The organism is Thermopirellula anaerolimosa, assembly GCF_054657335.1.
The window spans coordinates 1,955,999-1,970,031 of sequence record NZ_BAAHYX010000006.1 but is presented as its reverse complement, the minus strand read 5'-3'; the positions used below and the strand labels follow the sequence as shown (position 1 = coordinate 1,970,031).

Here is a 14,033-nt window from a genome sequence, read left to right as displayed (position 1 = left end):
TTGGGCCGCGCCGAGACACCTCCAGCTCACGCTGGAGGCTCCCATCCCCATCACCTCCAGCTCACGCTGGAGGCTCACGAATATGCTTGAGGCTTGAAGCCCTCGACTGCGACGATCATCCGCGGAAGTACAGGTACGCGGCGATGATGGCGGCCAACACGAACGCCGAGGCCAAAACGTCGACCGCGTTCCAGGTGGACCGCGACTCGCGGCGCTGCTCTTCCGTAATCGTCCCGTAGGTCAAACCGGAAATCTTGGCCTCATCCGGCGGACTGCTGAGGTAGCTGGCTACGATCATCACGACCACGCTGACGGCGAAGATCAGCACGGCGAAGTATTGGAAGAAAATGTTGTTGACGATCCAGAGGAAGGAGCCTTCGGGATAGGTCACGCCGAAGAGCTTGACCGGCGTGTCCACGGCCAAGCGAAACACGCCCAGCGCGAACCCTACCGCCAAGGCCCAGAGGCAGCCCTTGGCGTTGAGTCGTTTCCAGAATACGCCCAGGAAGAATACGGTGAAGATGGGCGGGGCCAAGTAGCCCTGCACGCTTTGCAGGTAATCGTACAAGCCGCGGGCGCCCTGAATGACGGGAATCCACGCCAGGCCGATGACCACCATCGCCGTGGTGGCCATCCGTCCGGTCCAGACCAATTCCGACTGCGACGCGCCAGGCCGCAGTTTGCTGTAGAAGTCCATCGTGAACAGCGTGGACGAGGCGTTGAAGACGCCGGCCAGCGAACTCATGAGGGCGGCCAAGAGACCGGCCACCACGATTCCGCGAATGCCCGTCGGCAGTACGTAGCGGACCATCAGCGGGAAGGCCGCCTGCGTGCTCTGCGAATTCACGTAAACCTTGCCGCCCGTCACGACGTAGCCGTCTTGATCTTGGGTAATCTCGCCGCCCACCACGGCGACCTTGCCGTTGGTGACCACTTGCTGTCCTTGGATCTCGCGAATCTCGCCCTTCGGCACGCTGACCCGACCGATCGAGATCGGCTTGACCTCGCTCTTAGTCTGGGCGATGACCTGGGGATCGCGGGAAAGGGCCGTTTCCAGTTCCGCGGTGAAAAATTGTCGAGTAAGGTCTTCGTTGCGACCGCTGACCGAGACGGCCAAGCAGATCATACCCGGGATGATGAAAATGAACACCGGCAAGAGCTTGAGGATGGCCGCCCAAATCGCCCCTCGCCGGGCCTCCTTCTCGCTGGGAGCGCCCAAGCACCGCTGCACAATGTATTGATCGGTGCACCAATACCACAGGCCGCTGATGGGGGCGCAGATCAGCATCCCCAACCAGGGATAATTGCTGTTGAAATACCAGGCCATGGTCTTGGAGCCTTCATCCAAGACCGGCTTCCAGGTGCCGGTCCATCCGGCGGGGGCCAGCGGCTTCCACAGGTTGAACATTTCGCCCCCGCACACTTCGCGCAGGCCGCTCCATCCGCCCAGTACGCGCAGACCGAAGATCGTCACCAGGGCCGAACCGATCACCAAGATGAAGGTCTGCAAGGCCTCGGTGTAAGCGACGGCCCGCATCCCGCCGAGCACGGTGTACAGACCCGTCAAGATGATGACCGCGAAAGATCCGACCCAAAAGCTGTTGAGGTCGTAGGAGCCGATCGCAATGTGTACGTCCGGCAGAAGCGTCTGGAACACGATGCCCCCGGCGAAGATGCCGACCGCAATCTTGGTCAACACATAGGCCACTAGGGAGATCAAGGAGAGCAGCCATCGCGCGCCCGGGCTGAAGCGGCGTTCCAGGAACTCCGGCATGGTGAAGACCCGGGAGCGAAGATAGAAGGGGACGAAGACCCAGCCCAGGATGAGCAAGCACCAGGCATGCAACTCGTAATGGGCCATGGCGACGCCGTCCGTGCAACCGGATCCCGCCAGACCCACCAAGTGCTCCGAGCCGATATTGGAGGCAAAGATGGAAGCCCCCACCACGAACCAGCCCAGGTTGCGACCGGCCAGGAAGTAGTCGTCGGCGGTGTCCTTCCCTTTCAGGATGACCCACCATGCCAAACCGAACAGGACGACGAAGTAAGCCGCGATGACGATCCAATCCATGCCTGCCATGAAGCGATCCCCTCTGCGTGTTGGGAAAAAGTCCGCGATCGATGATGCACGACGACCCCGGCGGGCGACATCGTGCGGCCAATCGTCCTTCGTAAAGGTTCCACTTTACACTCACGGCGCCGGGCTTCTCAAGCGTACCGTTTCGCCCCGCGCCCGACCGCCGACCTCGGCCCCGTGAATCGGGGCGAGTCTTCGGCAATGCTATCTTCTTCGATCGTTGGCCGCCCGCGCCTCGCGCCGGAACTCCAACTGGGACGTCTCGGGCCCAATGAAGAAGAACTCCAATCCCAGCATTTCGGCCAAGTCTTCCAGCATGTCCGGCGTGACGCCGTGGCTGAAGGCCGTATGATGCGCTCCGCCCGCCCAAATCCAGCACGCGGCGGCGGTCTTGAAGTCCGGCAATGGCTTCCACACCGCCCGCGCCACCGGCAATCGCGGCAGTTTGGCCGGCGGCGGAATCGTCTCCACCGCGTTCACCAACAGGCGGAAACGATCCCCGAAGTCCATCAGCGCCGCATTGACCGCCGGTCCCGGCCGCGCGTCGAACACCAAGCGGACCGGATCCTCCTTCCCGCCGATGGACAGCGGATGAATCTCCAGGGAGGGCCGATCGGCGGCGATGCTGGGGCAAACCTCCAGCATGTGCGCGCCCAGCACCATTTCCTCGCCCGGCGCCAAGTGGTAGGTGTAATCCTCCATGAAGGACGTCCCGCCGGGGAGCCCCGCCGCCATCACTTTCATGGCGCGGACTAGAGCCGCGGTCTTCCAATCGCCCTCGGCGCCGAAACCGTAACCGTCGGCCATCAGTCGTTGGACGGCCAGTCCCGGCAATTGCCGCAGGCCGTGCAGGTTTTCGAACGTATCCGTCAGCCCGTGGAAGCCGCCGTCTTGCAGGAACGCCCGCAACCCCAACTCGATCCGTGCCGCTTCGCGGAGTTCGCCGCGCCGCGCGCCGCCGGGGCGCAGCTCGGGGGCCGTCGCGTATTGCTCGTCGTACTCGGCGGTCAGGCGGTCGATTTCGGCATCGGAGACCTGCTGGACGGCGGCGACCAAGTCGCCTACCCCGTAGCCCAACACCGAACATCCCAACGTGATCTGCGCCTCGACCTTGTCGCCTTCGGTAACGGCGACCTCGCGCATGTTGTCGCCGAAACGGGCGATGCGAACCCGTCGCAACTCGTACCGACCGATCGCCGCCCGAGACCATGCGCCCAGGCGCCGGCGGACATCCGCGTCTTGCCAATGTCCCACCACGACGGCCCGGCGAAGCCCCATCCGACTGCACAGATAGCCGAACTCGCGGTCGCCGTGCGCCGATTGGTTGAGATTCATGAAGTCCATGTCGATCGCGTCCCAGGGCAGGTCGCGATTGAATTGCGTGTGCAGATGCACGAACGGCTTGGCCAGTTCCCGCAGTCCGGCGATCCACATCTTGGCCGGCGAAAACGTGTGCATCCAGGTGATTAGTCCCAGGCACTCCGGTCGGGCGTTGGCCTCCCGGCACACACGCGCAACGGCCTGCGGATCGGTGACCGGCGGTTGATACACCACGCGTACCGGAATCTCCGCGGCGGCGTCCAAGCCCGCGGCAACGGCCCGGGCGTTGTCGGCCACTTTTTTCAGCGTCTCTTCGCCGTAGAGCGTCTGACTACCGGTCACGAACCACAATTCGAATTGCTTCAGGTCGATCATAGCCGGGCGATCTCCACGCTGGCGTTGTGTCGGATGTCGTCACTTCCCCCCGGTCTGCCGCGATCCGCGCATTGGTTGCATCATTGGCGCGGCCCATCGTTCGCGGCGTCTTCTACGTCTCCCGCGACTCTGCGCGAGGCTGGCCGTAATAGGCCGCCGCCCCATGCTTCCGCTCGAAGTGCTTTTTCAAGATGTAATCCTCCAAGGGCGCGAGCGGGACGCCGGAGGCCGACATGGCCCAGGCCATCGCCGCGATCTCCTCCAACGCCAATGCGTTTTCGACCGCTTGAAGCGGACCGCCGCCCCAGACGAAAGGCCCATGTCCGGCCACAAGGACCCCCGGAATCGCCGCGGGGTCCAACCTCAAATTCGCAAAGCACTCCACAATCACGCGGCCCGTCGCGGCCTCGTACTCTTGGTTCACCTCGTCCGCCGTCAGGGGGCGGGTAACGGGAACTTCGCCCGCAAAATGATCGGCGTGCGTCGTCCCATAACAGGGCAACCCGCAGCGCAATTGGGCGAAGACCGTGGCGAATCGACTGTGCGTGTGGCAGATGCCGCCCGCCGATGGAAAGGCACGGTACAACTCCAAATGCGTCGGCGTGTCGCTGGACGGCCGCAGATTCCCCTCCAGCACGCCGCCCGAGGCGTCCACCAACACGATTTTGTCCGGTGTCAATTCCTCGTACGGGACGCCGCTGGGTTTGATCGCGATCACCCGGCGGTCCGCGCTGATGCCGCTGACGTTACCCCACGTCAACGGGGCCAATTTCCACTCGGCCAATCGGCGATTGGCCTCCGCCGTGCTTTCTCGCAGCTCTTCCCACATGCCATTCCGCTGCCCGGAACCGGGGCGTCTCTCCGCTGTCTACACCGGAACTAAGAACACGAGCGCACATCGCGCAACAACGAAAAAAGCATTAGATTCGGCGTCCGCCGCGTCGCTGGATTCGCGCCGAAAAGCCTCGTCGAACTCGAACCGGCGGAACGCAACCCTAACAGCATAGACGCCTACCCATCCCGCCGCAAGTGAAGCGGGGTGCGGCTGATAGATCGTGGCAAGTTTAGGCGGCTTGTTGGAGATGGGCAGACCACAGGGCGTCGAAGCGGCCGTCGTAAAGGGCGGCGCGGAGGCGGAGGATGGCCTCCGCCCGACGACGACGCCAGTTGCGCATCCCGGCCTGTTTGCAGCGTGCCCCCACCAGGCACTTGCAGGCCGACTCGACCGGGCCGCTGCCGATCGGCAATCCTGCCGCACGGTAGCGGGGATAATCCATCCGCTCCGCATTGTTCTTCAGATACACTCCCAGCTTCCGCAACGCCTCCCGCTTGGTCGGCGCACGCAACTGTTTCTGCAAGGCGGCGATCGCCACGCGCGCCTGCCGGTGCCCGCCCTCCCACAATTCTGAGAGCCGCTCCTTCGCCCAAACCTTCGCTTCCTCCGTGCCCACACCGAATACGTCATGGGCCGCTTGGTGGACGTTCTCACTCAAATGATACCAATCCAAGACGGGCACAGCCTCGGGAAAGTGGAAGGCCGCCAATTCCCACAGCCAGTGCGCGCCGTCGCCCAAGAACACACGTTGCGACGCTTGGCCGTAGCCGGTGCGATAGGCCTCCAGAAACAACTGCCGGCCGAACTCCTCCAACGACAAAAACCGGGCGAACGTCTTCTGCGCCAGGGTGTTCTTTTCCCCGTCCAGGGCCCGCACTCGACCGACACGAATCTCTCGCCACTCGCCTTCCGCGTGAATCATGGCCCCATCCGCATACACCGCTACCACGGGGGCACGGCACGTGGACTGCGGCATCCCCTGGGCCTGCTCCGCGGGTGACAACCCAAAGAACGCCTGGCGTTGAGCGTCCTCCTGGGCCAAGAGCATCTCACCCGCCGTGTGCGCGATCTGCTGGATCGTTTGCTTGCTCAGTTCCACGCGGTGGTCCGCACGCAAGACCGTCTGCACTTGTTCCGCCGGTACCCATGCCATGAGCCGGGCCACCACTTTCGCCAACGGCCAACTGACGCCGTGGCCGGCAAACCGCAACCGCGCATCGTGCGGATACCATTCCTCTTCACAACGATCACAACGCCGCCGGGGACGCCGGCATTTCACGTCGCCGAAAGTCGTCGCCACCGTGCAAGGCGGGCAGCCGCGATGCCGCATGGACTCACCACAACACGGACACTTCGGCAACGCATCCGACGTGTTCGCCGAATCCGCCCACGCCTGCAAGGCTTGATTGCCCAGGCCGTGGAAGCCCTCGCTCAAGACCTGCTCCGCTTTCTCGAAGTCGTCCACCTTGACCGGCATCGCATCCAACACGCTGTCAAACCTCTCGTGCAGTTGACGACGCTGCTCTGCGCTGAGTACACTCCTCATCACGATTCCTTTCCGGGTGTTAGGGGAACTTCCAACAACGCAAACCTCTAACACCCTGTTTTACTTATTCCCCCCAATCGCGAAACAGCATTTCAGCCGCACCCGTGAAGCGATTGCGCAAAAGACGCCACCGCTGCGCAAGGCCGATCGCGTGATGGGACAACTTGTGAGCCTCCGACACCGCCAGATCGAGCCGGCGGCTCCGACACCACCAGCTTACGCTGGTGGCTCCAACAATAGCAGCTTACGCTGGAGGTGTGGGCGTGGAGGTGTGTACGTGGAGGAGCCTCCAGCGTAAGCTGGAAGTGTGGCGTGGAGGTGTGGGTGTGGAGGAGCCTCCAGCGTATGCTGGAGATGCGGACGTGAAAGAGCCTCCAGCGTAAGCTGGAAGTGTGGCGTGGAGGTGTGGGTGTGGAGGAGCCTCCAGCGTATGCTGGAGATGCGGACGTGAAAGAGCCTCCAGCGTAAGCTGGAGGTGTCTCGGCTCCGTCCGCCAACCGCTTCGCGGGCATCCACCCGGAGTCACGGCCTTTTTCCTCGGGGAAGATTACCATGTATCGACGACTCGCGAGTCTGCTCGGGATGAGTTTGGGATGGATAGTCCTGGTCGCGGGAGCGTCCGCCCCGGCCGAAACGGAAGGCCGGTCCGATCGGCCCAACGTCATCTTGATCCTCGCGGACGACCTGGGTTACGAGACTGTCGGCGCGAACGGCGGTACTTCTTACAAGACTCCCCGACTCGATCAGCTTGCCGCCTCGGGCGTGCGATTCGAAAACTGTTATGTGCAACCACTCTGCACGCCCACCCGCGTCCAGATCATGACCGGTCGCTCCAACGCCCGCAATTACCTCCGATTCGGCGTAATCGACCCCAACGTCCGTACCTTTGCGCATCTTTTCGAGAAGGCGGGCTACGCAACCGGCATCGTCGGCAAGTGGCAACTCGGTCACGAGGTCGATCTACCCCGCCGATTGGGCTTCCAGGAGTATTACTTATGGCAACACACGCGGCGACCGCCTCGATATGCCAATCCGGGCTTGGAGATCATGGGCATAGAACGCGACTATCATAACGGCGAATACGGCCCCGATCTACTCAATCAATTCGCTTGCGATTTTATTTCCCGTCACAAAGACCAACCGTTCTTGCTCTACTATCCAATGACCTTGACGCACTCGCCCTACCAACCCACGCCTGATAGTCCGGATTGGGACCCCGCCGCGCAAGGCGAAGAAGTCCACCGGCATCCCCGGCACTTCGGAGAGATGGTCGAGTATATGGACAAGCTCATAGGAAAACTCGTGGATCATCTAGACGCGCTCGACATCCGCCGGCGAACCGTCGTCATTTTCGTGGGCGACAATGGGACGGGCGGGGGAGTCCGCTCTCGAATGGGCGACCGCGAAATCATCGGCGGCAAGGGCAAGACGACTTACGCCGGGATGCACGTCCCGCTGATCGTGAACGGTCCCGGGTTGGTGCGCGAGGGGCTGATCTGCCGAGACCTCGTCGACAGCACGGACTTCTTTCCCACCATCTGCGAAGCGGCGGGAATATCCCTGCCTGAAGAGTTAGTCCTGGACGGTCGAAGTTTGTGGCCGCAATTGCTCGGTCAACCGGGCCGACCGCGAGAATGGATCTATTGCTGGTACTCGCCGCGGCAAGGTAACGACCGCAAAGTCCGCGAGTTCGCCTTCACGCAGGACTTCAAGCTTTACACGACGGGCGAGTTTTTCGATCTCCGTCGGGATCCCGACGAAAAGAAACCGTTGGATGTGGGCCGATTGGACGAACATGCCGCCGGGGTTTACGGCATGTTGTTGCAGGTATTGAAGCAGCACGAAGGCATCCGCCCGCCCGAGTTGGATGCCCCCAACGTTCCTTGAACCGACATGACGGACCCCTCACAAAACCTCTGTATAAACCCGATACTCACGCGATGTATACTCACGATATTCACGCGATAGATTGGCCGCGGTTGCCTGGAGAGTCACCTTACCCGCCGCCGCGCCCAAATCCGGCAACGCCGGCCCTCGCCCGTGCTGCAAGAAGCTTAACGCACCAGTGGACAGGGCTGTTTGGGTATCGGGAGGAGCAATTGGGACCGTCGATAGCCCAAGGAGACCGCCGGTTTCTTCGACCGGCACGAAACCGAACCGTTTTAGGGTTGCGGGGTGATTGCCGCGGAGATGTTGGCGGCCAAGCTGTCCGCCAGCGTCGAATCGGGGCCGAGGACGTCGGTGACTACCCAGGTGATGTCGGGGCGCTGCTGCGCCCTTTGGGCGACCTTGGCCCGCAACTCGCGCTCCAGCAGTCCCCGAAATAGCAGGTGCGGTTGGACAATCACGCGGTGCCATGGGCCGCGCGCCGCCCGGTCCAACGCCTCATCCAGCGTCGGCCTCGCCATGGCCAGGTAGGCCAAGCCATAGTGCCGCCGCCGCGATTGCCGAGCACGCAGTTCCAAAACGCGGCGAGTTGCGGCCAAGGCTTCGGGATCGCGATTTCCCCGGGCGACGAAGAGATAGTACGTTTCCTCCGTCGCGTCGTCACGGTCGGGCGGTAGCCCCAAGGCGTCTCGCTCACGCCGCAGCGATAACCGGAGCACGGCGGGGTCGTCGTTGAAGGCGTCCAGGTAGCGGACTGCTGGAAGGCGATGATCGCCCAAGGCCGTCCGGACCTCGTGAGGAATGTCGCGCCGCACATGGCCCGCCGCAAAAAGCATCAAAGGGGCCACGATCAGCCGGCGAATTGCCCCGTCCCGCACGACCGGCAACGCGGCGGCGATGCTGGGTTGGGCCAACTCCAGAAAGGCCAGGGCGAACGCCCCGCCAAAGCCTCTGTGGCGAAGAGAAGTCTCTACAAGGCGGCACAACTCCCACGTTTGTTCGATGCCCGACGGTTCGCGAGTCCCATGACCGACCAGCAAGACGCCCACATCTTGGGTGGAATCGCGGCAGAGTTCCGGGGCTCGCCGCTCGGCATTGCGGGCTTCTTCTTCGGGAAGCGACCGATTGCGTGCGACCGGCCAGGCGGCGCCGCTGTCCGTAGGCGTTGCTGCGGTGGAAGGTTCGGCACGTTCGGGCATGGAGCAAAGGCAGGGATCGGTGATAACTGAGACGGACTCCGGGGAAAGAGGCGGTGAGGAACGCTACAGGAAGCTTATGCTGGTGAGGGCGCCCGGGACAAGTGTCGGGAAGTCGCCGGGGACGGGCTTGTCGGGCAGGCAATTTCGGCATATTTGTGAGTTTAAGAAGGCGACGTGCGGTGATATGACCGGCACGGATCGTGCATCCGCTGCAAACGCTGCAACCCTCGCGACTTTCGCTATCGCTCAACGTTGCGTTCCCGTTACCTTCGGTTGCCCGCCGATTTTTCCCCGCCGCGATGCCGAGATACCACGAAAGCAAGAGTTTTCGGCGCCTCCTTGCGGGGCCGCGCGTAGGGTTGTTGTTTCTAGCCATGAGGAGACCGCCATGCGACGTGCACTGCGTTACTTGTTGTTCGCGGGAATCGTGGCGAGCGCGTTTTGGACGTTGCCCGCGACGCCGGTTTTGGCTGATTCCGCCGCCCGGTCCATGACGCGCGAGCAGATCCGGTCTTTGCCGATCCTGGAGCGTCCCAACCGATTCGGGCACTTTTACGGCAACACGGTCCGGCGGAGATACTACCGGCATCACACCTATTCGTCCGTCGGGGCCATGCATTCGAACTCCCAGGTCCCCGCGACGAACGGTTGAGGCGAGGATTGTCGCCGACTTGTGAAGCCGCGCCTTGCCGTTGCCCTTCCAAACGGACCCGATTTCGATTGACGGCAGTGCCGTGAAGGCTTATGCTGCCATAGCGTCTTTGTAACGGTGCGGCGAATCGGACGTCTGAACTTAGACGCTGCGAACGGAGATCGCCGCGGAATGCGGAATTAGGGACTTTTTTCGTGTCGGCAACCATGGACGGGTTTTGGCCGATCGTGATTGGGCTGTGGGCGACCGCGGCCATCCTTCAGGCTGCGCTGTTGTTGCTCCAGGCGTATGAACACCGCCGCTTTGCCGCATCGCGACTGCGGAACATTTCCCGGCTCGTTTCGCGCCGGTCGACGCTGCTGATCGTCCCCTGCCGCGGGGCGGAACCGGATTTGGCGGAAAACCTGGAACGATTCTTTCGCCAGGATCACCCCGATTACCGCATCCGCTTCGTGGTCGAGAGCACGGAGGATCCCGCCTGCGCCGTCATCCTCGGCCTGATTGCGGTGCACCCGGAGCGGCGGGCCGAGGTGCTGTTCGCAGGCGAGGCCGACGGCGAGGCCCAAAAGGTGCACAACCTTCGCCGCGCCACCGCCGACATTCCGCCCGACGTGGAGGTCCTGGCATTCGCCGATTCGGACGCGTCGCCGCCCGAGTATTGGCTTCGAGCACTGACCCGGCGTCTGGAAGAGCGGGACGCAGCGGCGGTGACGGGCTACCGCTGGTTCACGGCCCGGGGGGGGCGACTGGCCGACGTCGTGGTCTATTCGATCAACGCGGGTTACGCCATGCTGCTGGGCCGGAATGCCCCGAACCTCATCTGGGGCGGTTCCTGGGCGATAACCCGCGAGGTGTTCGAGCGGCTAAATCTACGCGAGGCCTGGTCGGGGACGATTTGCGACGACTTGAAGGCGGCGGACGTGCTGCGGCGGGCAAGGCTCCGCATCGAGTTCGAACCGGCCTGCATGATCCCTACCCGAAACCACTGGAATTGGTCGCAGACCGTCGCCTTCATCGAGCGCCAATTCTCTCTGGCCCGGCACGTGATCTTTCGTTGGTGGTTGGCTGCCGTGCTGCTGCAAACGTTCGCGCAAGTCTCGTTTTGGGGCTTGTTGGTCGGCGCCTGGGCGGCGCCTTCCGCGGCGGTCCGGACGGCGTCCGCAACGGCGGCAGGCCTGCTTTACGTTTTGTATGGACTCCGGGGTGTTTGTCGGGCCTGGGCCGCGCGGACCTATTGTCCGGACGCTTTCTCCGGTATGCGGTGGATTTTTCTGATCGACATCTTGTCGGCCCCATGTATCGCGCTGATAGGCTGGGCGGCCTTGCTCCGCGGCGGTCTGCGGCGGGACATCGTTTGGCGGGGCATCGTCTATCGCCGGGAACACGGGGGCAAGTGGCGGATCGTGGCGCGTCATTCCCCCGAAACGACCGGGAAGAACGCCGCGACACCCATCGCGGTTTCCGAGGCCGCGTGAGAACGTCGTGAATCTCGGGCAGTGTCGGAACACATCCTGAAACACCTCCAGCTTACGCTGGAGGCTCCAAGTGAGCTAAACGCCACGCAAAAGCACCTCTAGCTTGCGCTGCGGGTTCACAACTGACACCTCCAGCTTACGCTGGAGGCTCCAAGTGCGCTAAACGCTACGCAAGAAAAGCATCACAGATTACGCTGGAGGCTCTCTCGCATCATCGGCGGCGGTTGCCTGAGGGTGTCGGCGTCGACTATACTGCTTCCCGATCTCGCTTCCTCCCCTATCACGTTCGCGGGGGCCGGTCTCGCTGCAATTTTCTTTCCGAAGAGGAGTCGCCACCATGGATCGCCGGACCTTCATCGCTCTATCGGGAACCGTGGCCGCCCGTGCGGCATTCGGGGCGCGCGAGTCGCTCGGTGCGGAGGCGCCCGCTGCGGCGACGCCCCTGCTCAATCCTTTTGTGCAAGAAGGCCGGTGGTTCAAGGCCGCCTTTCACGTCCATACCACCACCTCGGACGGCGACGTGGACGTGCCGACGCGGTTGTCGCAGTATCGCGAGGCCGGTTACCAAGTTGTGGCCGTCACCGATCACTGGAAGACGAACGACCTGAGCGGATTCGGGCGGGAAGACTTCCTGCCGATCGTGGGCATGGAGATGCACCCGCGAACGGGGACCGGCGGTCCGGCCCATCACTTCGTCGCCCTCAATATCCCGCATCCCTTCGAATTGGACCGCAACCTCCCGGCCCAAGAGATGATCGATCGCGTGATTGCGGCGGGCGGCAGGGTGGTCTATGCACATCCTTATTGGACGGCGCATAACATCAACGAAATGTTGGAGGTGACGGGGTACGTGGCCGTCGAGGTGTTCAACAGCGGTTGCGAGGTGGAAAACGAGAACGGAAACAGTTCCGTGCATTGGGATCAGGTGCTCAATGCGGGCCGCATCGTGGGCGGAATCGGCACGGACGACCTGCACAATTCGCGGCTAATCAACCTCGGCTGGACCATGATCAAGGCGCCCTCCCTGGATGTCGCAGCCATCATGGACGCCGTGGAGCGGGGGGCGTACTACGCCTCCGCCGGTCCGACGATCGACGATTGCCGGATCGAGGACGGCGCGGTCCGCATCGTGACCAGTCCCGTGCGGAAGGTGATTTTCCGCTATGATGGGTGGGGCAACGGTTACGTCGTTCGGGCCGGCAAAGATGCCCCCTTGACCACCGCCCAGTGGAAGTTCGCGGGGGCCCGTCGCCAATACCGCTGGGTCCGCGTGGAGGTGGTGGATGAGGCCGGCAATCACGCCTGGACGAATCCCATGGCGATTCCGTCCGCATGAGAAGGACTTCGCGCGAGTCGGTGACTTCCGCCGGCGGTATCCGCTCCAAGCATTGCACCACCAGCTAACGCTGGTGGCTCTAGTTGCGCTAAACCCTAGTGAAACACCACCAGCTAACGCTGGTGGCTGCAAGTGCTGGACGCTCAAAAAAACGATTACGAAAGAAATTAGAGCCACCGGCGTAAGCCGGTGGTGAATCCAGTCTCGCGTCCAAGCACCGTCCGAAGCACCACCAGCTAACGCTGGTGGCTCCAGTTGCGCTAAACCCTAGTGAAACACCACCAGCTAACGCTGGTGGCTGCAAAAGAGAATAGAGAGTGATGTGCAACTCTGGAGCAACCCACCCTGGAGCCGCCGGCGTAAGCCGGCGGTGGCGACGTCGGCGGTTGTAGTTATGCGACGGTCGGTTTGCGCCGTCGGCCCGGGATTGTCTCGAGTGCGCCGCGGGTTTCCGGTTTTCGTTCCGCATTGGCCGGGCTTGCCGCCAAGGTCCCCGCGGCTTCTCCGAGAAACCAAAAAGCCGCACCGATCAAGGCCCCCGCCGGTCCCCCGACCGCAAAACCGATCGCCGCGTGAGCGGTCAAACCGGCGGCCGCCCCCATCATCTGGGCCGTCTTCGGATCTGCCAGGCCGCAAGCGGGTGCGCCGTGTTCCACGCCCAGTTGCACGACGTCCCCGACCAAGAGCAGCGGGACGCTCATCCGTCCGGCGGCTTTGACGGCCAATTTGCTCCCGGTCCTTGCGGCTTGCCTGGCCACAATCTCCGCGACGGGCTTCGCCACAACCTTCGCGCCGAACCGCCTGGCGAAGCACTCCACCTGGCGACTTCGCCGTTCCCCCGTCTTGCACCACGTCGCAAAGTGCTCGCAATTGTTGGAGACGAGATCGTAGCCCCTGCATCCCACCCTGGATAGGGCGCGATCGACGACGACGTCCGGGGGACTACACTCGGACGGTTCATATTCGAGGACCTGCACCTGTCGACCGTCCGCGAATTCGTCGGTCGAAATACGGCAGACACGCGACTCGGCGCTCGGGTCGGACGGCTTTTTGCACAGCGCCACTACCTTGTCCTCGCCGATATAGATGCCGTGATGCGTGAATGCACTATAGGAAACGTAAACGTGGTCGCCTCGCTGCAATTGCCGTGCCATGGTCCAAATTCCCCGGATTGGATGTTTCCGCGGTTTCGACCCCGCAAGGTTTTTCCATCGACCCCGCAGAGCCTTCGATCATCTATTGCCGCAAACGGCCCACTACAATAGACGATTCGAAACCGGCGATCTTAACAACCATCCTGGGATTTTTTCGGCACAGCCCGCACCCCGACC

Annotated in this window: 10 protein-coding genes; 4 read left to right on the top strand and 6 right to left on the bottom strand. The window is 62.8% G+C overall.

The window, feature by feature from the left end; genetic code table 11:
- Positions 1 to 115: 115 nt before the first annotated feature.
- The 4 genes from ACYQ6J_RS13165 to ACYQ6J_RS13150 form a co-directional block, all read right to left on the bottom strand.
- Positions 116 to 2,080, bottom strand: a complete 1,965-nt coding sequence (locus tag ACYQ6J_RS13165) for a sodium:solute symporter (RefSeq protein ID WP_460184642.1) — start codon at positions 2,078 to 2,080, stop codon at positions 116 to 118.
- A 201-nt stretch (positions 2,081 to 2,281) separates the two neighbouring features.
- Positions 2,282 to 3,772 carry an L-arabinose isomerase gene (gene araA, locus ACYQ6J_RS13160; protein WP_460184641.1) on the bottom strand — a complete coding sequence of 497 codons (1,491 nt, stop codon included), beginning with the start codon at positions 3,770 to 3,772 and terminating at the stop codon, positions 2,282 to 2,284.
- Positions 3,773 to 3,884: 112 nt separating this feature from the next.
- Positions 3,885 to 4,601 (bottom strand): L-ribulose-5-phosphate 4-epimerase AraD, encoded by a 717-nt coding sequence (gene araD, locus ACYQ6J_RS13155; RefSeq protein ID WP_460184640.1) that lies wholly within the window; start codon positions 4,599 to 4,601, stop codon positions 3,885 to 3,887.
- 235 nt (positions 4,602 to 4,836) lie between these two features.
- Positions 4,837 to 6,153 (bottom strand): ISKra4 family transposase, encoded by a 1,317-nt coding sequence (locus tag ACYQ6J_RS13150; protein ID WP_460184390.1) that lies wholly within the window; start codon positions 6,151 to 6,153, stop codon positions 4,837 to 4,839.
- A gap of 552 nt (positions 6,154 to 6,705) precedes the next feature.
- On the opposite strand from ACYQ6J_RS13150, the gene ACYQ6J_RS13145 reads away from it, so the two are divergent.
- Positions 6,706 to 8,040, top strand: a complete 1,335-nt coding sequence (locus ACYQ6J_RS13145; protein ID WP_460184639.1) for a sulfatase family protein — start codon at positions 6,706 to 6,708, stop codon at positions 8,038 to 8,040.
- A 275-nt stretch (positions 8,041 to 8,315) separates the two neighbouring features.
- On the opposite strand, the gene ACYQ6J_RS13140 is transcribed toward ACYQ6J_RS13145, so the two are convergent.
- The gene (locus ACYQ6J_RS13140; RefSeq protein WP_460184638.1) at positions 8,316 to 9,239 is read right to left on the bottom strand and encodes a sirohydrochlorin chelatase; all 924 of its coding nucleotides are present in this window, start codon (positions 9,237 to 9,239) and stop codon (positions 8,316 to 8,318) included.
- 388 nt (positions 9,240 to 9,627) lie between these two features.
- On the opposite strand from ACYQ6J_RS13140, the gene ACYQ6J_RS13135 reads away from it, so the two are divergent.
- From ACYQ6J_RS13135 to ACYQ6J_RS13125, 3 genes are all read left to right on the top strand, one after another.
- Positions 9,628 to 9,891 carry a hypothetical protein gene (locus tag ACYQ6J_RS13135; protein ID WP_460184637.1) on the top strand — a complete coding sequence of 88 codons (264 nt, stop codon included), beginning with the start codon at positions 9,628 to 9,630 and terminating at the stop codon, positions 9,889 to 9,891.
- A gap of 194 nt (positions 9,892 to 10,085) precedes the next feature.
- Positions 10,086 to 11,366 carry a glycosyltransferase gene (locus ACYQ6J_RS13130; RefSeq protein WP_460184636.1) on the top strand — a complete coding sequence of 427 codons (1,281 nt, stop codon included), beginning with the start codon at positions 10,086 to 10,088 and terminating at the stop codon, positions 11,364 to 11,366.
- Between the two features lie 337 nt (positions 11,367 to 11,703).
- Positions 11,704 to 12,702, top strand: coding sequence for a CehA/McbA family metallohydrolase (locus ACYQ6J_RS13125; RefSeq protein WP_460184635.1), 999 nt, complete (start codon positions 11,704 to 11,706; stop codon positions 12,700 to 12,702).
- 392 nt (positions 12,703 to 13,094) lie between these two features.
- Here the strand turns inward: ACYQ6J_RS13125 and ACYQ6J_RS13120 are convergent, their stop codons facing one another.
- On the bottom strand, positions 13,095 to 13,856 hold the full coding sequence (locus tag ACYQ6J_RS13120; protein WP_460184634.1) for a lecithin retinol acyltransferase family protein: 762 nt from the start codon (positions 13,854 to 13,856) through the stop codon (positions 13,095 to 13,097).
- Between the last annotated feature and the right edge of the window lie 177 nt (positions 13,857 to 14,033).

Coding starts and splice junctions, on each gene's coding strand:
- ACYQ6J_RS13165 (WP_460184642.1), bottom strand. CDS start 2,080: ATGGCAGGCATGGATTGGATCGTCATCGCGGCTTACTTCGTCGTCCTG.
- araA (WP_460184641.1), bottom strand. CDS start 3,772: ATGATCGACCTGAAGCAATTCGAATTGTGGTTCGTGACCGGTAGTCAG.
- araD (WP_460184640.1), bottom strand. CDS start 4,601: ATGTGGGAAGAGCTGCGAGAAAGCACGGCGGAGGCCAATCGCCGATTG.
- ACYQ6J_RS13150 (WP_460184390.1), bottom strand. CDS start 6,153: ATGAGGAGTGTACTCAGCGCAGAGCAGCGTCGTCAACTGCACGAGAGG.
- ACYQ6J_RS13145 (WP_460184639.1), top strand. CDS start 6,706: ATGTATCGACGACTCGCGAGTCTGCTCGGGATGAGTTTGGGATGGATA.
- ACYQ6J_RS13140 (WP_460184638.1), bottom strand. CDS start 9,239: ATGCCCGAACGTGCCGAACCTTCCACCGCAGCAACGCCTACGGACAGC.
- ACYQ6J_RS13135 (WP_460184637.1), top strand. CDS start 9,628: ATGCGACGTGCACTGCGTTACTTGTTGTTCGCGGGAATCGTGGCGAGC.
- ACYQ6J_RS13125 (WP_460184635.1), top strand. CDS start 11,704: ATGGATCGCCGGACCTTCATCGCTCTATCGGGAACCGTGGCCGCCCGT.
- ACYQ6J_RS13120 (WP_460184634.1), bottom strand. CDS start 13,856: ATGGCACGGCAATTGCAGCGAGGCGACCACGTTTACGTTTCCTATAGT.